This is a genomic window from Clostridium sp. LS, assembly GCF_002760435.1.
GTDB lineage: Bacteria > Bacillota > Clostridia > Clostridiales > Clostridiaceae > Clostridium.
In genome coordinates, this window is sequence record NZ_AUUU01000014.1 from 49,971 (window position 1) to 71,838 (window position 21,868).

At 30.7% G+C, this 21,868-nt stretch carries 20 protein-coding genes; 19 read left to right on the forward strand and 1 reads right to left on the reverse strand.

What is annotated here, in order from left to right; genetic code table 11:
• Window positions 1–45: 45 nt before the first annotated feature.
• Together gpmI and COL3_RS04165 are read left to right on the forward strand one after the other, a co-directional pair.
• A complete protein-coding gene (gene gpmI / locus COL3_RS04160) occupies window positions 46–1,584 on the forward strand; it encodes a 2,3-bisphosphoglycerate-independent phosphoglycerate mutase (protein WP_008418187.1) in 1,539 nt (512 codons plus the stop codon).
• A gap of 262 nt (window positions 1,585–1,846) precedes the next feature.
• Entirely contained in the window at window positions 1,847–2,446 is a 600-nt protein-coding gene (locus COL3_RS04165; RefSeq protein WP_008418184.1) for a hypothetical protein, read from the forward strand.
• 141 nt (window positions 2,447–2,587) lie between these two features.
• Here the strand turns inward: COL3_RS04165 and COL3_RS04170 are convergent, their stop codons facing one another.
• The gene (locus tag COL3_RS04170) at window positions 2,588–3,109 is read right to left on the reverse strand and encodes a cell wall-binding protein (RefSeq protein WP_008418182.1); all 522 of its coding nucleotides are present in this window, start codon (window positions 3,107–3,109) and stop codon (window positions 2,588–2,590) included.
• Window positions 3,110–3,422: 313 nt separating this feature from the next.
• Between COL3_RS04170 and eno the strand changes: the two genes are divergently transcribed.
• The 17 genes from eno to COL3_RS04255 all read left to right on the forward strand — a co-directional run bounded on the left by eno (window position 3,423) and on the right by COL3_RS04255 (window position 21,801).
• Window positions 3,423–4,724, forward strand: a complete 1,302-nt coding sequence (eno, locus tag COL3_RS04175; protein WP_008418181.1) for a phosphopyruvate hydratase — start codon at window positions 3,423–3,425, stop codon at window positions 4,722–4,724.
• A 164-nt stretch (window positions 4,725–4,888) separates the two neighbouring features.
• A complete protein-coding gene (gene secG, locus COL3_RS04180) occupies window positions 4,889–5,122 on the forward strand; it encodes a preprotein translocase subunit SecG (RefSeq protein WP_008418180.1) in 234 nt (77 codons plus the stop codon).
• Between the two features lie 496 nt (window positions 5,123–5,618).
• Window positions 5,619–6,617, forward strand: a complete 999-nt coding sequence (locus tag COL3_RS04185) for an ABC transporter substrate-binding protein (RefSeq protein WP_008418172.1) — start codon at window positions 5,619–5,621, stop codon at window positions 6,615–6,617.
• 20 nt (window positions 6,618–6,637) lie between these two features.
• Window positions 6,638–7,696, forward strand: a complete 1,059-nt coding sequence (locus tag COL3_RS04190) for an ABC transporter permease (protein ID WP_008418171.1) — start codon at window positions 6,638–6,640, stop codon at window positions 7,694–7,696.
• Window positions 7,693–8,490, forward strand: a complete 798-nt coding sequence (locus COL3_RS04195; protein ID WP_099716560.1) for an ABC transporter ATP-binding protein — start codon at window positions 7,693–7,695, stop codon at window positions 8,488–8,490. The genes COL3_RS04190 and COL3_RS04195 overlap by 4 nt, the downstream gene beginning before the upstream one ends.
• Window positions 8,491–8,509: 19 nt before the next feature.
• Window positions 8,510–10,786 (forward strand): cation-translocating P-type ATPase, encoded by a 2,277-nt coding sequence (locus tag COL3_RS04200; RefSeq protein ID WP_008418169.1) that lies wholly within the window; start codon window positions 8,510–8,512, stop codon window positions 10,784–10,786.
• A 248-nt stretch (window positions 10,787–11,034) separates the two neighbouring features.
• On the forward strand, window positions 11,035–11,859 hold the full coding sequence (locus COL3_RS04205) for a transporter substrate-binding domain-containing protein (protein ID WP_008418168.1): 825 nt from the start codon (window positions 11,035–11,037) through the stop codon (window positions 11,857–11,859).
• 170 nt (window positions 11,860–12,029) lie between these two features.
• Window positions 12,030–12,716, forward strand: a complete 687-nt coding sequence (locus COL3_RS04210; RefSeq protein WP_008418167.1) for an amino acid ABC transporter permease — start codon at window positions 12,030–12,032, stop codon at window positions 12,714–12,716.
• Window positions 12,717–12,732: 16 nt separating this feature from the next.
• The gene (locus COL3_RS04215) at window positions 12,733–13,449 is read left to right on the forward strand and encodes an amino acid ABC transporter permease (RefSeq protein WP_008418164.1); all 717 of its coding nucleotides are present in this window, start codon (window positions 12,733–12,735) and stop codon (window positions 13,447–13,449) included.
• The gene (locus COL3_RS04220; protein ID WP_035282141.1) at window positions 13,446–13,652 is read left to right on the forward strand and encodes a hypothetical protein; all 207 of its coding nucleotides are present in this window, start codon (window positions 13,446–13,448) and stop codon (window positions 13,650–13,652) included. Before COL3_RS04215 ends, COL3_RS04220 begins: the two co-directional genes overlap by 4 nt.
• Complete coding sequence (locus tag COL3_RS04225; RefSeq protein WP_008418160.1) at window positions 13,645–14,397, forward strand: amino acid ABC transporter ATP-binding protein; 753 nt, start codon at window positions 13,645–13,647, stop codon at window positions 14,395–14,397. Before COL3_RS04220 ends, COL3_RS04225 begins: the two co-directional genes overlap by 8 nt.
• A gap of 54 nt (window positions 14,398–14,451) precedes the next feature.
• Window positions 14,452–15,900, forward strand: coding sequence for a nitrogenase component 1 (locus COL3_RS04230; protein WP_008418158.1), 1,449 nt, complete (start codon window positions 14,452–14,454; stop codon window positions 15,898–15,900).
• A 5-nt stretch (window positions 15,901–15,905) separates the two neighbouring features.
• Entirely contained in the window at window positions 15,906–17,174 is a 1,269-nt protein-coding gene (locus tag COL3_RS04235; protein WP_008418156.1) for a nitrogenase component 1, read from the forward strand.
• A gap of 58 nt (window positions 17,175–17,232) precedes the next feature.
• Entirely contained in the window at window positions 17,233–17,679 is a 447-nt protein-coding gene (locus tag COL3_RS04240; RefSeq protein ID WP_008418154.1) for a pyridoxamine 5'-phosphate oxidase family protein, read from the forward strand.
• 80 nt (window positions 17,680–17,759) lie between these two features.
• Complete coding sequence (locus COL3_RS04245) at window positions 17,760–19,232, forward strand: nitrogenase component 1 (RefSeq protein WP_008418152.1); 1,473 nt, start codon at window positions 17,760–17,762, stop codon at window positions 19,230–19,232.
• A 1-nt stretch (window position 19,233) separates the two neighbouring features.
• Window positions 19,234–20,532: a nitrogenase component 1 gene (locus COL3_RS04250; protein WP_008418149.1), complete on the forward strand. Its 1,299-nt coding sequence runs from the start codon at window positions 19,234–19,236 to the stop codon at window positions 20,530–20,532.
• 219 nt (window positions 20,533–20,751) lie between these two features.
• The gene (locus tag COL3_RS04255; RefSeq protein WP_008418147.1) at window positions 20,752–21,801 is read left to right on the forward strand and encodes an ABC transporter substrate-binding protein; all 1,050 of its coding nucleotides are present in this window, start codon (window positions 20,752–20,754) and stop codon (window positions 21,799–21,801) included.
• Window positions 21,802–21,868 lie beyond the last annotated feature (67 nt).

Genomic DNA, 21,868 nt, shown 5'->3' on the forward strand with positions numbered 1-21,868 from the left:
ATAAATATTATGATTTTTAACAAAAGTATATGGAGGGATAGGACGATGTCAAAAAAACCTGTTATGTTAATGATATTAGATGGTTTTGGAATTGCACCAAAATCAGAAGGAAATGCTGTAGGTCTAGCAAAAAAACCTAATTTAGATAAATTATTTGAAAAATACCCTACTTCAGAGTTACAAGCAAGTGGTTTAGCTGTAGGATTACCAGAAGGTCAAATGGGGAACTCAGAAGTTGGTCACTTGAATATTGGTTCTGGTAGAATTGTATATCAAGAATTAACAAGAATTACTAAAGCAATTTCTGATGGAGACTTTTTTGAAAATGAAGCCCTTAAAAAAGCTATGGATAATGCTAAAAAGAGTGGAGCATCTTTACACTTAATGGGATTATTATCAGATGGGGGAGTTCATTCACATATTGAACATTTAAGAGGACTTTTGGAATTTGCTAAAAAAGAAGGTGTTCAAAATGTTTATATTCATTCATTTATGGATGGAAGAGATGTACCACCTTCATCGGGAAAAGAATTTATAGAAAAAACTGAAAAAATGTTAGCTGAAATAGGCGTAGGAAAAATTGCTACTGTAAGTGGTAGATACTATGCTATGGATAGAGATAACAGATGGGAAAGAGTAGAACTTGCTTATAATGCATTAGTTTTAGGAAAAGGTGAAACTGCAAGTAGTGCAGTAGAAGCTATAGAAAAATCATACCACGATAATAAAACTGATGAATTTGTATTACCTACAGTAGTGACTGAAAATGGTAATCCAATTACAAATATAAAAAATGGAGATTCAGTAGTATTCTTTAATTTTAGACCAGATAGAGCAAGAGAAATAACAAGAGCTATTAACGATAAAGTATTTGATGGATTTAAAAGAGAAACATTAGATCTTACATTTGTAACTATGACTCAATATGATAAAACATTAGAGGGAGTAAATGTTGCATATAGTCCTCAAACTTTAAATAATACTCTTGGAGAATATGTAAGCAATAAAGGATTGAATCAATTAAGAATTGCTGAAACTGAAAAATATGCTCATGTTACTTTCTTCTTTAATGGAGGAGTAGAAAAAGAAAATCCAAATGAAGATAGAAAAGTAATTCCTTCACCAAAAGTTGCAACTTATGACTTAAAACCTGAAATGAGTGCTTACGAAGTAACAGAAGAGTTATTGAGCAGATTAGACAGCGATAAATATGATATGATAATCTTAAACTTTGCTAATCCAGATATGGTAGGTCATACAGGAATTGTTGAAGCTGCTGTAAAAGCAATTGAAGCAGTTGATGAATGTGTAGGAAATATTGTAGATAAGGTTTTAGAAAAGGATGGTTGTGTATTCATTACTGCGGACCATGGTAACGCTGAAACTATGATAGATTTCTCTACAGGAAACCCATTTACTGCCCACACTACTCATCCAGTGCCATTTATTTGGGTAGCAAATGATACAGCAGGCAAGAAATTAAATGATGGAAAGCTTGCAGATATTGCACCAACAATGTTAACTCAACTAGGTCTTGAAATTCCTACTGAGATGACTGGCGAAAACTTAATAGTGAATGAATAATTTATCCAATTAACATAAAAACTGCTTAAAACAATTTTATGAATTGCTTTAGGCGGTTTTTTTACTATATTTACAGATAATTAAGATTTACAACATAATATTTTCAAAAGTATATTATTATCTTCTACTTTAAGACAAATTAACTAGAATAAAATTTTTGAGAATTTAGGCTTATATAGAGATATAGAGTATTATTTGAAGAAAATTGCATAAAATAAATCCTAAATTAATATATTAATAAAAAAGATTTAGGATTGATATTATGAAAAAAAGCTTTGCATATTCTGCTGACTTTGATGAAACTACAGAAAAATTATTCAGAGAAGCTAATTATTTAGGTCAAGGACATAATGGTATAGTATATGAACTGCCAAATAAGAAAGCTATTAAAATTTTTTTAAAGAAAAAGGTTTGTATTGATGAAGGAAGTATTCTTGCTAGAACTAATGGTTCCAAATATTTTCCTAAGCTATACAAGAGAGGCAAGTTTTATGTAGTTAGAGATTTGGTAGAAGGTAAAAGACTTGATAAACATATAAAACAAAGTGGATTAAGTGATAAACTAATAAAAAATATATTTGAATTACTTCAGGAACTAAAAAAACTTAAATTCAAAAAGTTAGATATTAGATGTAAGGATATCTATGTATCGCGTAATGAAAAGTTAATGATAATAGATCCTAAAAAAGCATATAGCAGAAAAGTTGATTACCCAAGACATTTAATGAAAGGATTAAAAAAAATCGGAGTATTAGAAGAATTTTTTGAGGGAATAAAGAAAATAGATCCTAAGACGGCAGTAACATGGGAATTAAAGTTTAAAAGATATTGTGAATCCGGGCGTTTTTCATTATTTGAATAATAAAGCAAGGTTTAAGTTATAAATTAAGATAGTTCTGATTAATAATATATTCTAATATAGTAAATATTAATAATCTTCATTAATAGATGGCTCTTCTAATTTAAATTATATAAATAAAGAAGAGCCATTTGTAAATGATGATTATTGCAGAGAACCATCTCCAGATAGGTAATAGCCATCAACTTTAATGTTAACAGCCATTACTCCAGTCTTTGGATTGAAGTAATACCATCTTTGATTAATTTGCTGCCAGCCAGTTAACATAGCTCCTGTATTATCCATGTAATACCACAAACCATCGCTTTGTAACCAGCCCTTGTTCGCTTTACCATCTGATTGAAAATAGTACCATTTATTATCTATAGAATTTTTGAACCAGCCTTTGACCATTTTTCCATCGCTGCCAATTCCATAATCACCATCAGCTTCATTTATCCAAACATTTTTTACCAATTTACCATAATCAATATAGTAACCCCATCCTCCATCAGGAAATTTGTACCAACCGTGTTCCTTGCCAGTTGAAGGTATAGTTTGTCCCAAAAATTTAGAATTATCATTTACATAGTAATCACGATTGTCTGCATAAGCAGCTACATTAGGAACGAATGTTTGAATAGTTACCCCTAATATCATCAGTAAAGGTATAATTTTTTTTGACATTATATAAGCCTCCCTTATTAAAAAAAGTGTAATTTACTTACAAAGAATATTATTACATTATTTGGAAATAAAATCAATAATACCTTTAAAGTGGATTAAGCTAATAACTTATAACAAATTTCTAATCGTAGTTTAATCAGCATAAAAATATAATAAGTCCGTAATTAGAAAAATAGTATGAATATTCATAAAAAAATTTACTAATAATATTGTGGTAAGATAAAAAAATGCTTTTAAATTAGTAAATTTTGTATTATAATTATATTGATAATAATTCTCAATATAATTTTAAAATATGAGGAGGTAAGATATAATGAAAGATTATTTAGAAATTGTAGACGTAGTTGCAAGACAAATTATAGACTCAAGATGTTTTCCAACTGTAGAGGTAGAAATATATTTAGAAGATGGAACAATAGGAAGAGCTGCAGTACCATCAGGAGCATCAACAGGTATGTATGAAGCTGTAGAGCTAAGAGATGGAGATAAAAGCAAATTTTTAGGAAAAGGTGTTTTAAATGCAGTAAAAAATGTTAATGAAACTATTGCGGAAGAATTAATTGGTTGTAATGTATTTGAACAAACATATATTGATAAAATGCTTATTGAATTAGACGGAACAAATAATAAGAGCAAATTAGGTGCAAATGCTATTTTAGGTGTATCACTAGCGGTAGCAAATGCAGCTGCAAATGCGTTAGATATGCCTTTATATAGATATATAGGAGGAGTAAATGCAAAAGTTTTACCAGTGCCTATGATGAATATATTAAACGGTGGTTCACATGCAGATAATTCAGTAGACTTACAAGAGTTCATGATTATGCCAGCTGGAGCTCCTACCTTTAGTGAAGCATTAAGAATGTGTGCTGAAGTATATCATACTCTAAAGAAAATTTTAAATGATAAAGGTTATGCAACAGGTATTGGCGATGAAGGTGGATTTGCTCCAAACTTAAAATCAAATGCAGAAGCTCTTGATGTTATAATTGAAGCAATAGATAAAGCAGGATACAAAGCAGGTGAAGAAATATTTATTGCAATTGACGCTGCTTCATCAGAATATTATAAAGATGGTAAGTATGTGTTAGAACATGAAGGAAGAACATTAACATCAGCAGAAATGGTTGATTTCTTTGAAGATTGGGTTAATAAATATCCAATTATTTCAATCGAAGATGGTATGGCAGAAGAGGATTGGGATGGTTGGAAGCTTATAACTGAAAGATTAGGAAAGAGAGTACAATTGGTTGGTGATGACCTATTTGTTACTAATACTGAAAGACTTGAAAAAGGAATAGATCTTGGAGTAGCTAATTCAATATTAATTAAATTAAATCAAATAGGAACATTAACAGAAACTCTAAATGCGATAGAAATGGCTAATAGAGCTGGATATACAGCAGTTGTTTCTCATAGATCAGGGGAAACAGAAGATACTACAATAGCTGACTTAGTAGTAGCTGTAAATGCAGGTCAAATAAAAACTGGGGCACCAGCTAGATCTGAAAGAGTTGCGAAATATAATCAACTTTTAAGAATTGAAGAAGAATTAGATGACGTTGCTGAATACAGAGGTAAAAAAGCATTTTTCAATATCAAGCAATCTAAATAATTATTTAATAAAATAAATTCAAAAAGATAGTCAATAACATAAGTGAAATATTTGATGTTATTGACTATTTTACTTATTTTTTCAGTTACATAAAGTTGTAATAAGTTAATTAATATGTTATTATTAAAGATAGATGTCATTGATTAGTAATGGAGGTGTTACCTATGCAAAATATATTATTGGGTTTTGAAGTATTCTTAGGAATATGTACTGTTATAGCTATTTATATGCAACCAAGTAAAGCAGATGCCCTAAGTGGATTAATACAAGGTGGTGCAAAAGATACATTCTTTTCAAAAAACAAGTCTAGAACTAAAGAAGTAGTTCTTGTAAGATTAACAGTTTTGTTTATGGCACTTTTTGCAATAAATACAATTGTTTTAAATTTAATTAAATAATCAATTTTAGCTGCTTATTGTTTAAGCAGCTTTTATTGTATATTGAATATTTACTCATTTACAGATAATTTTGATTATGCTTAACTAATATAATTAGAAAAACAAAATTCAATATTATATATTGACAAATTATACGCAGTGATATATATTTAAAATACTTACTAAATGTATAGGAATTATAAGAAATAAATATTATCTGACTGGAAAACCAGAGGACATGTTTCTACTATAGAAATATGTCCTTTTTGTTTTCTTACGTACATCAAATTAATATTCATACTAATAGTCATAATATATTTTAGTCTAATTATATGGCCCATATAAAATAATACATAAAGGAGTGGTATAATGCCTAGATATTCAATAAAAATTCTATGCATTGAAGCATAACTTAAATTTATTTAAGGCTTACATGGAAAACAAATTTAAATCTTATTAAGCCCAAAATTTATAGATAAAGAATAAATAATTATTTTAATTAAGGGGAGAAAAGAAAATGAATAAATTGAAAAGGTTAATATCATTATCGTTAATGCTGGCAGTTAGTGCTTTTATTGTGGGGTGTCAAAAAAGCTCTGAGCAAGCAGTTAACGCAGAATATAAGTATGGAAAATTAAAAATACAGGCCCTAAGTGGAGCAGTTTGTGGAGCACCAGCTTATATAGCTTATGAAAAAGGATTCTTTAAAGAAGAAGGTTTAGATGCAGAACTAGTTAGCGGAACATTAGATGATAATAAAACTGGTCTTGCAACTGGTGAATTCGTAGTAACTACTGGGGATTTTCAGTGGTTTCCGTCAATACAGCAGGGAATGGATTTAAAAGTTATTGGAGGATTGCATAAAGGATGTATAAAAATAGTACTTCCACCAAATTCACCAATTAAGACAGCGGCAGATCTTAAAGGAAAAAATATTGGTGTTGATCAAATAGGAGGAACTCCAATGTCAGTTGCTACAATTGTATTGGCTAATGCAGGAATAAATCCTCAAACAGAAGTTACCTGGAAGCCTTATCCTTTAGATCAATTAAATGAAGCTGTTAGTAAAGGTGAAGTTGATGCATTTGCTGCTTGGGATCCATTTGGTACTCTTGCTGTTAATAACAATGGTTATACAGTACTAACTGATATTTCTACTGATCCGTTATTTGCTGGAAAGAGCTGCTGTTTCTTATATGCAAGTGAAAAACAAATAAAAGAAAACCCTGAAAAAGTTAAGGCAATTGCAAGAGCATATCAAAAGGCTGATACTTGGATAAAAGAGCATCCAGAAGAAGCAGCTCAAATAGAAATTGATAAGAAATATATAGCATCAAATGATGTTAAACTCGTAACAGAACTAATTAAATCTTATGACTATGAATATACTGCAGATGCTGCAAAAGATGATATCAGCTACTTTGTTAAAAAATTAGATAAAACAGGATTTTTGAAGGAAAACACAGATCCAACACAATTTGCAAATGATACTTATTATGATATTTTTAAGAATTAAAGTAGATAGGAGTTGTGTATATGAATTTACAGGAAGCAAATATCAGCAAGCAAAAAAATTTATCGAATGTAATTTATTTTAAAAAAGATAAAGAAAAAAGCTATGCGAAGTCAAAGCTATTGGATGCTATCTATTGGAAGCCAAATTCAATATTATGGAGAATTATTAATGTTTTAATATTTGTTTTAGTGCTTCTTGTTAGTTTTTTAATCCCATCTAAACAAAATGTGATTTTATTGCCATATAGGTTATTTTTAACTACATCGATAGTTTTTCTTATTTTGGTAAATGTAATATCGTTATTTAATTCTAAAGTTAAAGCTAAAGTCAATCATAGTGCACAACTGTATTCAGGAGTTGGGATAATACTAATAGTATGGGACTTGTTAACTACAAAAAGTAATACACTTCCCTTACCATTTTTCCCAAGTTTTGCTCAAATACTTCAAGTTATTGTAGAGGATTATGGAACTTTGATAATAAGTACTGGACATTCTATGAGGTTACTGGTTATTGGCTTTACAATTGGAACAATTTTAGGAATATCAACAGGAGTATTAATAGGATGGTACAGGCAGTGGAATTATTGGTTATTTCCTGTAATGAAAATAGTAGGTGTTGTTCCAGCTACAGCATGGATTCCAATAGTAATGTTTATCTTTCCTTCAAGTTTTTACGCACAAATATTTTTAATAGTACTTTGCGTATGGTTTCCGGTTTCATTTATGACATCTTCGGGAATTGGAAATCTTCCGAAATCTTATTTCGAAGCAGCAAGAACATTAGGAGCCAAGGAAGAATTTTTAGTATTTAAGGTAGCAATTCCTGGTGCTATGCCTTCAATATTTACTGGTATATACACAGCTACAGGTATTTCATTCGCGACACTAGTAGTATCAGAAATGATTGGTGCAAAAGCAGGTCTTGGCTGGTATATTAACTGGGCAAAGGGCTGGTCTAATTATGCCAAAGTATATGCGTCAATAGTTATAATGGCAATTGTTTTTTCAATAGTTATGGCAATTATATTTAAAATTAGAGACAAAGTGTTAATATGGCAAAAGGGGTTGTTAAAATGATAGAAAATAACGTACAATTAGGTTCAATTTCTGTTAAAAACGTCTATAGAACTTATATTGATGCAAATGGTAATGAGGTTGAAGCATTAAAAAATATAAATATTGAAATTAAATCTGGTGAATTTATATCATTTATTGGCCCTTCTGGATGCGGAAAAACTACACTTATGAGGCTAATTGCAGGCTTAGATGAGGCTCAAGAGGGAGAATTATTATTAGATGGTGAAAAGATAGAGGGTACAAATTATGAAAGAGGATATGTTTTTCAACAAGCAAATCTATTTCCCTGGGCAAATATAGAAGATAATATTTCAGTAGGACTTAAGGCAAGAAAAATATATAAGGAACACAAAGATGAAGTGAAACATTATATAGAAATTGCAGGGCTTAAAGGATTTGAAAAATCGTATCCTCATCAAATATCAGGTGGTATGGCTCAAAGAGCTTCGTTGGTTAGGGCTCTTATAAATAACCCTAAAGTTTTATTACTTGATGAACCTTTAGGAGCGTTGGATTCTTTTACTAGATTTGCACTGCAAGATAAACTTCTGGAGTTATGGAAAGAAAGAGAAACTACTATGATTCTAGTCACTCATGATGTAGATGAAGCTGTCTATTTAAGTGATCGAATCATAATAATGTCTCCAAGGCCAGGAAAGATAGAAGAAATAATTGATGTAAAGTTAAGGAGACCACGAAATAGGACAAGTGATGATTTCTTAGTTCTTCGTAAAAAAATATTAGAGAAATTAAACTTAGTGAGTAAAACTAAGGATTTGGAATACTATTTATAGTTTATACGAGGTGACGCCTTTGATAGAAAAGACTACATTAAAAGTAGAAGGAATGACATGTACATTATGTACAATTATAATAGAAAATGCTATAAAAACTTTAAATGGAGTTATAAATGTTCAAGCAAGTTATGCAAGTGAAAAAGTGAATATTGAATATGATGATGAGAAGATAGCTCTTTCAACAATTGAGGATAAGTTAAAAGAAAGCGGTTATTATTCATATGATTTTAATAAAAGTAATGTATCTAACAATGGTGAAGTTAAAAGATTAAGGAACCTAGTGATAATATCATTTATTTTAACAAGTCCAATGATATTAATGATGCTTCTTAATGGGGCAAATGATTGCTGTATATCTTTTGATATTTTAAATAAATCTAGTTTAAACAAATTATTTGAAGGATTAAGGTACAAAACTTTATTTCTGCATGACTGGAGATTGCAGTTTATGTTAGCAACTCCAGTTCAATTTTTAATTGGTTATAGATTTTATAAGAAAGCCTATTTCGCAATAAAATCTAAGATTCTTAATATGGATGTCCTTGTAGTGCTGGGAACAACTGTAACTTATTTTTATAGTTTGTATATATCATTCTTTGGAGTAACTAATTCTTCAGGAATTAAAAATGTGTTTTATGAATCTTCTATGGTTGTAATAACTCTTGTTTTACTTGGAAAATATTTAGAGGAAATAACTAAAGGAAGAACTTCAAAGGAAATAAAATCACTACTTAAATTCCAAGCTAAAACAGCTAGAGTAGAAAAGGATGGAATAGAAGAGGATATTCCAATAGAAGAAGTTAATAAGGATGATAAAATCATAGTACGGCCAGGAGAAAAAATACCGGTAGATGGTATAATATTATCAGGAAATTCTTCTATAGATGAATCTATGATTACTGGCGAAAGTAAAATAGTAGAAAAAAGTATTGGAGATGAGGTAATAGGATCCACATTAAATATGTATGGAACATTCAAGTTTAAAGCAACAAAGGTTGGAAGTGAAACGAGATTTGGAGAAATATTGAAGCTGGTAGAAGAAGCACAAAATAGTAAACCACCAATTCAAAATCTAGTAGACAAAGTGTGTAGTATTTTCGTTCCTTTAGTTATTTTAATTTCTATAATAACATTTGTTATTTGGTATTTCATTGTTTTAAATGGAAGTCCATATTTTCTATCAAAAACAATAATGTATGCTGTAGCTGTTTTAGTAGTAGCTTGTCCATGTGCATTAGGTCTTGCAACACCAACTGCTATTATGACCGGTCTTGGAAGTCTTGCTAAAGAGGGAATATTAATAAAAAATAGTGCAAGTATAGAAAAAATCTGCACATTAGATACTATAGTATTTGATAAAACAGGAACAATTACAACCGGAAACTTAATTGTTGATAAGATATTTATAAATGAGAATAGTTCTTTTAAAAAAGAAGAAATTTTAAAGTTTGCAGCTATAGGTGAAAAAAAATCAGAACATTATATAGGCAAAGCCATATATGAAAAATACAAAAGAGATTTTTCATTAGAGGTAGAAGATCCTGATGAGTTTAAAGCAATTCCAGGAAGGGGAATAATCGCTGATTGGAAAGAAAATGAAATAATAATTGGAACTGAAAAATTTATAGGCGAACAAGGACTTTTTATAGATAAGACTCTAAAAAAATTAATCAAAAATGAAGGTTATAATTATGGTAAAACTGTTATTGTTATAGCTATAAACAAGAAGTGTGAAGCGATAATTATATTATCAGATGCTATTAAAAGTGACTCTAGAGAAGCTATTCAAAAGCTAAAAAAGAATGGTATAGATGTAATAATGTTAAGCGGAGATAATAAAAAAGCTGCTAAAGAAATTGGAGATAAAGTTGGAATTACTAATATTATTGCAGAAGTATTGCCTGAAGAAAAGGGAGAAGTAATTGATGGATTAAAGCAAGAGGGAAGAAATGTAGCAATGGTAGGTGATGGAATTAACGATGCGGTTGCATTATCAAAAGCAGATGTAAATTTTGTTATGGGAAATGGAGCAGACGTAGCAATAGAAATTGGAGATGTGGTTATTTTAAAAAATAATTTATTTGTTATACCAACTGTAATCCATAAAGCTAAAAAGATACGAAGAAAAATAATTGGAAATTTAATCTTTGCTTTTATTTATAATATAATAGCAATTCCATTTGCAGCCACAGGACATTTAACTCCGGCAATTGCAGCAATAATAATGTCTGCTAGTTCTTTATCAGTACTATTAAATTCATTAAGTTTAAAAAGGAGAATGGGCAATATTTAGCCCATTTTTTGTGCGAAATTAGCAGGTGAAAATTTAAAAATAATAATTTTAATAAAATTTTAGATTGACAAAGATAAAATCTAGTGATATTATCTATATAAATCCTATATGAATACTTTGTAATTTATATATGCTGACTAGAAAACTAGAGGCGTTAAATAAAATTATTTTAATTTTATTTGGCGTTTTTTTTTATCTTTAAATCTTAGTAAACATATAGGAATAACTGAAAATGGAGGATTAAATTTATGAAAAAATTAAAATTTATTAAAGCAATTGTAGGAATATTATTATCGACTGTTGTATTAGTTGGATGCGGTGGCAATGCTAATGAAAAAGGAGCTGACAAATCTGGAACAGAACCTAAAACAATAGTAATAGGGACAGGAAATGCTTTCAAGCCATATTGCTATTTAGATGATAGTGGAAATCTTTCAGGTTATGAGATTGAAGTGTTAAAAGAGATTAATAAGAAGCTTCCACAATATAAATTTGAATTTGAACAGCTTGAGTTCAAAAACATATTACTCAGCTTAGAATCAAATAAAGTAGATGTAGGAGCACATCAATTTGAAAAAAATCCTGAACGTGAATCTAAATATTTGTTTGGTACTGAAAGCTACACAACTTTTATATTAAGAATTACTGTTGGAAAAAATAGAACAGATATAAATTCACTTAAAGACTTAGAAGGCAAGAAGGTACAAGTAGGTTCAGGAAGTAATGATGCCTATGTTTTGGAACAATATAACAAAGATCATAATAATGCTATAAATCTTGTTTATACAGCATCAGTTGACCCCGCTACTACTATAAAAAGTATTGAAGATGGAAGAATAGATGCTTTTATATCAATTAAAAGAGTAGTTGATTCCTATAATCAAACTTATGGAGATAAACTCAAAACAGTTGGTGATCCTATATCTACATCAAACACTTATTATATTTTTAGAAAAAGTGATACTCAACTCCAAGCTGATTTTGATAAAGCTTTAAAAGAGTTAAAGGCTGATGGAACCTTGGGGAAAATTTCTACAAAAGTTTTAGGTGGAGATTACACAACTAATGATTAATTAATTTAATAAATTATAAAAGAGCCACATGTTAACAATATTCAACTGAAATGTCTGATACTCTGCTATTTCAGCTGATATAGAATATATAAATAATAAAGTTTATGAATGAAAATAAGAACTTATACTGGTTAACTATGTTTATAATCACTATATTAAGGAGAGATAAAATGGAAAGTTATTTTAATATAGAATTAGTTTTTAAAGATTTACCTCAGTTATTATCTCGCCTTCACATTACATTATTAATTGTATTAAGTGCAACTGTTATTGGGGTATTTCTTGGCGTTATCTTAGCCTTATTTAGATTATACAAAATACCTGTATTAAATCAAATTGCAATTGTTTATACATCCTTTATGCGTGGAACTCCAATACTTGTGCAAATGTTCATTGTGTTTTATGGATTACCAATGTTGTTGATGTTAGTGGGGATAAATATAAATAGATGGGATAAATTATATTTTGTTATAGTTACTTATGGTCTTAATGCAGCTTCTTTTAATGCGGAAATAATAAGAGCAGCAATAACAAGTATTCCAGAAGGACAAGTAGAGGCGGCTTATTCTGTTGGAATGACAAAATTGCAGACTTTTTCAAGAATAATTGCACCTCAATCAGTTATTATTATTCTGCCAACTCTTGGAATTAGTTTAATAGGACTTTTTCAAGACACTTCACTGGCCTTTACACTTGGAATAATAGATGTAATGGGCAAGGTTAATACTATAGCGGCTAGTACATATCGTTCTTTAGAAGGGTATGTCTCGGCAGCACTTATTTTCCTTATATTATCTATTTTATTAGAACAGCTTTTTTCACTAATAGAGAAAAAACTGCAGATTCAAAAAATATAATGAGGCAGGTGAAATTATGGGGTTTGATATAAGTTTCATGCTTATAGCATTAAAAGAAGCAATAAAATATATACCTATTACTTTAATACTTGCTGTAATACCTCTCATTGTAGGTATTGTCCTAGGAACGCTGATAGCAGTAATAAGAATTTATAAAGTTAAAGTGCTAAGTGAGATTATGCAGATTTTTGTAGTAATCATTAGGGGAATTCCTCTTGTAGTAATACTTTATATAGTCTTTTTTCAAATAACATTAGGTTTTGATGCAATTGCAGATAAATTTAATTGGACTATTCATTCAAAAGATATAAATGTTATTTATATTGCAATAATAGCTATATCTATTTCTGCTATTGCTAATATATCAGAAACAATAAGGGGCGGTTTAATTTCAGTAGGAAAAGGGCAATTCGAGGCGGCATATTCTGTGGGACTCACAAGAAGTCAGACATTAAGAAGAATTATAATTCCACAGGCATTGCCAGTAATTCTTCCTTCCTTATGTAACAACTTTATCGGATTAATTAAAGGTTCCTCTATAGCCTATTTAATAACTGTAGTGGATATAATGAATGGAGCTTTAATAACGGCGACTGCAAATTATAAGTTTTTAGAAGCGTATATAGCGGCGGCGATTGTTTATTGGGTATTATGTCTTTTTATAGAAAAGGGATCCTTCATTATAGAGAAAAATTTGAGATTTTACGGAAGAGGAAGAGGGGAATGCTTATGAAGAAAATAAATATAATCGAGTTTCTAAAAAAATATTTATTAACTTTAATTATAATAGGAGCAGCTTTTCTATGCTCAAATAATACTAATATTGAAGGAAGAAAAAATATACAAACTGAGAAAGAATCAATTGCTATTAAAACAGGAACGGATATTAATCCAAACTACTATTTATCTGAAGAGAGGAGCTGGAATTTTGATTGAAATAAAGGGCATCCATAAGAAGTTTGGTAAAAATGAAGTATTAAAGGGTGTTGATATTAAAGTTAATAAAGGTGAAGTTGTTGTAATACTCGGTCCTAGTGGTTCTGGAAAAACTACCTTGTTAAGATGTATCAATTTCCTAGAAAAAGCAGATGAAGGCGAGTTAGTAGTTGGGAATAAAAACGTTCATTTTAAGAGTGCAACTAAGAAAGACATATTAGAAATTAGAAGACAAACCGCTATGGTTTTCCAAAGCTATAATCTTTTCAGTAATAAGACAGCCCTTGAAAATGTAATGGAAGGATTAATAATTGCTAGAAAGATACCTAAAGATGAAGCAGAGGAAATAAGCAAAAGAACATTGGATAAAGTTGGATTAAGTGATAAATATAATTTTTATCCATCACAGCTTTCAGGTGGACAGCAGCAGCGAGTTGGTATTGCACGAGCTGTAGCTCTTAATCCAGAAGTTATCTTATTTGATGAACCAACCTCAGCGCTAGATCCAGAACTTGTAGGAGAAGTGCTTTCCGTAATGAAAGCTGTAGCAAAGGAAGGAATTACTATGGTTGTAGTTACCCATGAAATGTCCTTTGCTTCAGATATAGCAAGCAAGGTGATTTTTATGGATGGAGGAGTGGTAGTTGAAGCAGGTTCACCAAAGGATATATTTTTAAGTCCCAAAGAAGAACGAACTAAGCAGTTTTTAAGAAGAATACTTCCAGAATGGAGTTATACAATTTAGGCATATTCAAAAATAACAAGTCAGCTGAATATGTACTAGTTTAGGAGTGATTAAATGGCAAAGATAATTGAAAGGAATCGTGAAGATAGAAAATATGCTGTTACTGGTGGAGGCTCCTGCAGCAGCAAGCTTTCAGAACGTTTTAAGAAAAGGTGTCTAAAAAATGCTGAAAGAAGTTTTGCACAAACTACTCAATGTCAAGAAATAAACAGTATACAAGCGTTGCTATCAATGGAGGATGCTGCATTTGTAGTTCATTCACCAAATGGCTGCGTAGGTTGTGTGTCTTTTATGAATGATAATTTCAAAGTTGGGCAATACCATCGGGGTATTCAAAATATTAGAAACGCCAGATATATTGTTACAAGTTTAGATGAAAAAGATATTGTTTTTGGTGGAGAAGAAAAGCTAAAGAAAGCAGTTCTTGACTTAAATTCAAGGTATAAACCTAATATAATATTTATTTTTTCTTCATGTGCATCAGGAATAATTGGCGATGATATTGATTCAGTGGCAACAAATCTGCAAAAAGAAATTGATGCTATCATAGTTCCAATACACTGTGAAGGCTTTAAATCAAAAGTTCCAGCAACAGGCTTTGATACTGCTTTTAATTCAATAATAAAATATGTTTTAAAAGATGAAAAACTAGAAAAAGAAAAAGGCCTAATTAATGTTTTTGCAACTACCTCAATTGGATATAAGGATCAGCTTGAAATTGAAAAATTATTAGGAGTATTAGGTCTCCATGTAAACTATATACCGTTTTATTCAAGTGTTGAAAAGCTTAGGAAGATAGTGAGAGCTGAATATTCAGTTGCTATATGCCAGGTGTTTGCAGATGAATTTATGGAATACTTAAAAAATGAATATAATATTCCATACTCTACTACTGGTATGCCTATAGGAATAAGAAGCACTGATGAGTGGTTTTTATCTGTAGCAAAATTAGTAGGTAAAGAGGATATTGCTCGTAAATATATAGAAGAGCAGCATAAAAAAGTCCTTCCAGAGTTAACTAAAATAAGAAAACTAACGGAAGGTAAGAAAGTATTTATATGCGCAGGAACCGGAAGAGGAATTGCAGCAGCAACATTAATAGAGGATTTTGGAATGACGTTGGTTGGTATACAAACTCCTACCTATGAAGAAGCTTTTATAGAAAGCTTTGATGAATTGGAAAAGATTCATGGAGGAGATTTTATAATCGATGTAGCCAATATGCAGCCTTTCGAACAAGTAAATCTTGTTAATAAATTAAAACCAGACTTTTTCCTTGGAATGTCTAACTGGGTGTCAAAACTTGGGATACCTTCTACACATATTTTAGAAGCTAAGAGACCAACCTTTGGGTACAATGGCCTTATATATTTAGGAAGAAAGATTGAAAATTCAATTGAAAATCCAAGTTTTAATATTAAGCTTTCAAAGCACAAAAAACTTCCTTATAAAGAAGCCTGGTATGAAGAAAATGCATTTAAGTATTTAAAAGAAGGGGTGTAGGACAAATGAAAAATTACGTAGAGAACCCAAGATCTTTATGTGCACTTAATGGTGCATTAGGAGTTTTTTCAGCACTAGGTAAAACTATACCTATTCTTCATGCAGGACCAGGCTGTGGGCTTCAAGCTACAATAGGTGTTAAATCAGGGTATGTAGGTGGAGGAACAGGATGTCCAAGCTCTAATATGTTTGAAAAAGAAGTTGTTTTTGGTGGAATTAATAGACTAAGAGAAACAATAGAAGGAACTTTAGAAGTAATGGAAGGGGACTTATATGCTGTTCTTACAGGATGTACTTCAGGAATTATAGGGGATGATGTGGAAAACTTAGTTGATGAGTTTAAAAGAAAAGATATTCCTATAGCTTACATTGAAACATCTGGCTTTAAAGGGGATTCGTATTTTGGATATGAAGTATCTTTAACAGAGATAGTAAAACAATTTGTTACCAAGAGCACTGAAAAAGATGATAAGACAGTAAATATTTTTGGAATAGTCCCAACACAGGATATAACTTGGAAAGGTAATATTGAAGAAATAACAAGAATACTAAAAAAGCTTGGTTTAAAGGTAAATACCTTTTTTACTGAAAATCAAGGTATTAATAATATAAAAGCATCTTCAAAAGCTTCGTTGAATATAGTATTTTCTCCATGGCTTTTAAAAGAATTATCTCAAATTTATAAGGATGAGTTTAATATTGATACTTTTAGATATGAGGGACTTCCAATTGGTCCTACTGCTACATCAGATTTTATAAGAAGATTAGCTAAACATATTTCAATAGACAAAGAATTGGTTGAAAGTGTAATAAAAGAAGAAGAGGATTACGTTTTCAGTTATTATGAATACATTAATGCCATGATAAAAACCTATCGTTTTGTTGTTGTAGGAGATGCAAATGTAGTGCTAGGTTTAAATAGATTTTTAGTTAATGACTATGGACAAATTCCTTTGATTTCTATAATTACGGATGATGTGTCTAGTGAAGATAGAAAAGTAATAGAGAATGAATTAAATAATTTAGAATTTGCAAGAAAGCCTAAAATAATTTTTGAAAATGATAAATGGAAAATAAGTGAGATTATAAGAGCTGAACAAGATGAAGCAACTCTAATTTTAGGAAGCAGCTTTGAAAAAGAAATAGGAATTGAACTTGGTATAGAGACAGTTACAGTTTCTAATCCATCAACAGAATCACTTATTCTCAATAAAGGCTATGCTGGATATAGAGGATGTTTAACATTTTTAGAAGACTTATATGATAATAACTAATTGATTACAATGCATAATGCATTTTAGATAAAATAATAATTATGAAAGAGGGATAAATATGAGTGAAGCAATTGAAAAATCAATAAAATACATAGAGGAGTCAAAGGTTGGATTACTAATAACAGTAGATCAAAATAAAATACCTTTTGTAAGATCAATAGGGGCTTTTTCTAACGAAGGAGCAAATATTTATTTTTTAACAGCAAGAGAAACAGAAAAAGTGAAACATATAAATTCAAATTCAACAGTTACTTTTTATTTTCAAAATGAAGGACAACCTTTTGAAAGTTTTAAGAGCGTTGCCATAAGCGGTGAAGCTTCTGAAGTGACAGACAAGGATGAACTAAACAAAGCTATTGAAGCTATAAGCCTTCGTTATCCTGTAATAAAAGAAAGGGTAGCAAATGGAGAATTTGAAAAGGCAGCGATTTATGTGGTTAAAGGAAAGTATATAAAGTTAGCTGATTATTCGAAAGAACCTAAAGAACAATTAATAAATATATAAATATGTTTATTTTTATATGTCATTATTGACTAGAAAGATATTAAGCAAGAATTAATTAAAATAAATAGGAGGAATTTTAAGTGGCTATAGATTTAAAAATATCTGCAGTTGTAACAAGAGAAAGTCGTTTAGGTTCTGTTACTGGTTATAATGGAGACTTACATGATATTGTTAATAAATCAAAATGCGGAACTTTAAAAAATAGAGATAGATGTTTTAGTCAATCAAGTTCATGTAATGCAATGTGCGCACTCGGACAATTATCAGGAATAAGAGATGTTGCAATAATAAATCACTCACCATCAGGTTGTACTGCAGTTGCATCAGGCATTAATGTAAATAACAACCAATTAGCAACTAAAAGGGGAGTTTCAAATAATACAGTTTTTTTAGGAACAGATATGGATGAAAATGATACTGTATTTGGAGCAACTGGGAGTCTTAAAGAAATAATAATAGAAACTTATAATAGGTACAAGCCAAAAGCTATATTTGTAGGTACATCATGTGTATCAGGAATAATAGGTGAAGATGTTGATAGTGTAGTTGAACAAGTTAAGAAAGAAATACCAGAAAATATTCCAGTAGCAGCAGTTCATTGTGAGGGATTTAGGTCAAGAATATGGGCAACAGGCTTTGATGCTTCTGATCACGCAGTTCTTAGCAGTATTGTAAAACCACCAAAAAAGAAAACAAATAAGATTAATTTTAAGAACTTCTATGAAAGTGAAAGAAAACAAATAATTGAGATATTCAGTAACTTTGGAGTTGAACCAGTATTTTTCTATCAGAATTCAACCGTTGAAGAACTAGAACATCTTTCAGAAGCACTTGCTACAGTAAGTATATGCGGGGTTCTTGGATCATACCTAGGAAATGGATTGGAGCAGGAATATGGAGTTCCATTTGTAAAAACAATTAACCCATTAGGCATTGCAGGTTTTGAAACTTGGCTTAGGGGTATCGGTAGTGCTATAGGTAAAGAGAAAGAAGTAGAAGCTTATATTGAAAGAGAAAGGGCAATCTATATTCCTAAAATAGAAGAGGTTAAAAAAGAACTTAAAGGATTAAAAGCTGTACTAGGAATGGGACCAGGATATACATATGAAGTATCGCGTGTTCTCCAAGAGTTAGGAATGGAAGTAGTTTGGGCTGCATCTTGGCATCACGATAAAATGCATGATAATGAGGAGCTGCCAGCACCGCTTAAATATTTAAGTGAAAATTCACAAGATAATTTTAAAGTAAGTGTAGCAGATCAGCAAAACTTTGAAATTTTAAATATAATAAACCATTATAAACCTGATATATACTTTTCACGTCATCCAGGTACAACAGTTTGGGCGATTAAGCAAGGTGCAGCGGCATTATGTGTAAATGACGAGTATATGATTTTTGGATACAAAGGCACTCTTGATTTTGCGTATACAGTGCTAGATACAATCAAAAATAGAAGTTTTGAGAAAAACTTAGCGTCTAGAATTAAACTTCCTTATACAGAGTGGTGGTATAAACAGGATAATTCAACATTCTTAACAGAGGAGGGAAAATAAAATGGCTAAAATATTAGATCAACCAAGATACAAATGCGCTTTAGCTGCTATGCAGACAGTGCAATCAATTCCAGGAGCTATACCTGTATTACATGCTGGACCAGGATGCGGTGCTAAGCTGGGTGGAGGCGCTGGAAATTCAGGACATTTTTCTCATAATATTTTTCCTTGTACTAATATAAGTGAAAAAGAAGTAGTTTTTGGCGGTGAAACAAAGTTAAGAGATATAGTGGAAAATTCACTAAAGGTAATAGATGCTGAATTATATGTAGTGTTAACAAGTTGCACATCCGAGGTAATCGGTGATGACGCTGAAGAAATTGCACGTTCTTTTAGATCAGAAGGAAAGCCTGTAATATTTGCATCTACACCAGGATTTAAAGGAAATAATTATTTAGGACATGAATGGGTAATTGATGCAATTATAGATCAGTATTTAGAGCCAAGTGATGAGAAGGAAAAAGGCCTTGTTAATATTTGGGCAGGAATTCCACTGCACGATCCGTTTTGGTTAGGGAATTTAAGAGAATTAGAGAAGCTTGTTGAAGAATTAGGATTAATACCTAATACTATTTTTGGGCATGATAGAGGAATTGAAAATTTAAATAAAGTGCCGAAAGCTGAATTTAATCTTTTAGTTTCACCTTGGCTTGGATTATCTAATGTGAAAAATTTAGAAAGAAAGTTTGGGACACCTTATTTACATTACCCTGTATTACCTGTAGGAGCAACTGAAACCAGCAAATTTTTAAAAGCGGTAGGTGATTTTGCTGGAATTGAAAAAGAAAAGATAGAGAGAATTATTGAAAAGCATGAAAGAGAGTATTATTACTACATAGAAAGATTTGCAGATGTATTTCTTGAAACGCGTGTAATGTCTAAGCGTTTCGTTGTAGTATCAGATTCACAATATTCTCTAGCATTAACAAAATTTTTGGTTAACGATCTAGGATTATTCCCAGCTAAACAATTCATAATTGATGATGCACCAGAAAAGTATAGAAAAAATATAGAAGGCTATTTTAAGGAATTGAATTATGGAATAGAAGCAGAGATAGAATTTTCTGTCGATGGATATAAAATTCATAATGAAATAAGGAATACCGATTATCATGGATATCCTCTAATACTAGGTAGTTCTTGGGAAAAGAAAGTAGCAAAAGATACTGATGGTCATTATTTATCTATTTCATGGCCTATAAACGAGAGATTAGTAATAAATAGTTCATATGTTGGATATGCTGGAGGACTAAAAGTTTTAGAAGATATATATTCTGTAGTACTTACTAGATTTAACTAAGAAAATGAATATTTAAAATTTAAGTATTATAAGAAATACAAATGTTAAAAGTTATTATGTATAAAAACCTAGTATACATATCGAGATAGCAAAGAATTTATTATAGTTAAGTAGGCCTGACTGGAAAAACCAGAGGACTTGCTTCTGAAGGACACATGGAAGTAAGACCTCTTTTCTACAAAATGATAATTATATAAAAGTGAAAAGGGGATATGAAAAATGAATAAGAGTAAATTTGTAAAAGTATTAAGTATTGTTATGTTAGTTACATTTGGAATTGTAGGGTGCTCGACAAATAGTGGTAATACTGGCAAAGTTGATGATAAGCAAAAAACTTCAGAAACCAGTAGCTCAGTTGATTTAAGTAAGGTTACCATTAGAGTTGGGCAAACAGGTTGGTCATCATATGAATCAGCCTTAAAAGCAGCTGGACTAGATAATACTCCATATAAAGTCGAATATAGTGTATTTCAAGGAGGAAACTTATGCCTTCAAGCAATGGCTGCAGACCAAATAGATTTCACTGGTTCAAGTGAAACACCACCAGTTTTTGCAGCGGAATCTCAAAATCAAGGCGGTTTTAAGATAGTTGCAGTTTCACATGCAAGTACTCTTTTGCAGGAACTTGTTGTACCTAAAGATTCTAATATAAAAAGTGTTGCAGATTTAAAGGGTAAGAAGGTTGGATATATTAATTCTACAACTGCTCAATATTTTCTTATTAAGATGCTAGAGAAAGCAGGATTAAAATGGGAAGATATTGACGCAAAGCAAGTATCAACAGCAGATGGAGTTACAGCTTTATCTGGAGGACAGATAGACGCCTTTGCAAGTTATGGAAATTCTATTATCGCAGCTCATAAAAATGGTGCAACTACTTTAGAAAGTGCACAAAATATTTTATCTGGATATTTTCCTTATGAAGCTTCTGTTACAGCTTTAAAAGATGAAGGTAAGAAAGCAGCAATTACTGATTATTTGGCAAGATTAGAAAAAGCAAATCAATGGAAAAGAGATAATGCTGAGGCTTGGGCAAAAATATCATCAAAACCACAAGGATTTTCTGAGGAAGAAGGCTTAGATACTTTTAAGAAACAGGAAGCCCAAATTAAAAGTGAAGTAATACTTGTGGATGATAAAGTTATAGCATCTCAGCAAGATTTATCTAATGTATTCTTTTCATTAGGTCTTATAAAAAATAAACAAGATGTTAAGGGTTTTTACTCAAATGAACTTAATGATGGATTAAAGAAAGCCTTAAATAAGTAGTTGAAATCATATAGGTGCAAGGTATTTTATAAATGGAAGGATACATTTATAAAAGCCTGCACTTTAT

What these genes read in the sequence shown, in the direction of transcription:
- COL3_RS04255 (WP_008418147.1), top strand. Translation starts at nt 20,752, where the DNA reads ATGAATAAGAGTAAATTTGTAAAAGTATTAAGTATTGTTATGTTAGTT.
- COL3_RS04195 (WP_099716560.1), top strand. Translation starts at nt 7,693, where the DNA reads ATGATAGAAAATAACGTACAATTAGGTTCAATTTCTGTTAAAAACGTC.
- COL3_RS04205 (WP_008418168.1), top strand. Translation starts at nt 11,035, where the DNA reads ATGAAAAAATTAAAATTTATTAAAGCAATTGTAGGAATATTATTATCG.
- secG (WP_008418180.1), top strand. Translation starts at nt 4,889, where the DNA reads ATGCAAAATATATTATTGGGTTTTGAAGTATTCTTAGGAATATGTACT.
- COL3_RS04250 (WP_008418149.1), top strand. Translation starts at nt 19,234, where the DNA reads ATGGCTAAAATATTAGATCAACCAAGATACAAATGCGCTTTAGCTGCT.
- COL3_RS04235 (WP_008418156.1), top strand. Translation starts at nt 15,906, where the DNA reads ATGAAAAATTACGTAGAGAACCCAAGATCTTTATGTGCACTTAATGGT.
- COL3_RS04215 (WP_008418164.1), top strand. Translation starts at nt 12,733, where the DNA reads ATGGGGTTTGATATAAGTTTCATGCTTATAGCATTAAAAGAAGCAATA.
- COL3_RS04240 (WP_008418154.1), top strand. Translation starts at nt 17,233, where the DNA reads ATGAGTGAAGCAATTGAAAAATCAATAAAATACATAGAGGAGTCAAAG.
- COL3_RS04185 (WP_008418172.1), top strand. Translation starts at nt 5,619, where the DNA reads ATGAATAAATTGAAAAGGTTAATATCATTATCGTTAATGCTGGCAGTT.
- eno (WP_008418181.1), top strand. Translation starts at nt 3,423, where the DNA reads ATGAAAGATTATTTAGAAATTGTAGACGTAGTTGCAAGACAAATTATA.
- COL3_RS04210 (WP_008418167.1), top strand. Translation starts at nt 12,030, where the DNA reads ATGGAAAGTTATTTTAATATAGAATTAGTTTTTAAAGATTTACCTCAG.
- gpmI (WP_008418187.1), top strand. Translation starts at nt 46, where the DNA reads ATGTCAAAAAAACCTGTTATGTTAATGATATTAGATGGTTTTGGAATT.
- COL3_RS04220 (WP_035282141.1), top strand. Translation starts at nt 13,446, where the DNA reads ATGAAGAAAATAAATATAATCGAGTTTCTAAAAAAATATTTATTAACT.
- COL3_RS04230 (WP_008418158.1), top strand. Translation starts at nt 14,452, where the DNA reads ATGGCAAAGATAATTGAAAGGAATCGTGAAGATAGAAAATATGCTGTT.
- COL3_RS04165 (WP_008418184.1), top strand. Translation starts at nt 1,847, where the DNA reads ATGAAAAAAAGCTTTGCATATTCTGCTGACTTTGATGAAACTACAGAA.
- COL3_RS04170 (WP_008418182.1), bottom strand. Translation starts at nt 3,109, where the DNA reads ATGTCAAAAAAAATTATACCTTTACTGATGATATTAGGGGTAACTATT.
- COL3_RS04190 (WP_008418171.1), top strand. Translation starts at nt 6,638, where the DNA reads ATGAATTTACAGGAAGCAAATATCAGCAAGCAAAAAAATTTATCGAAT.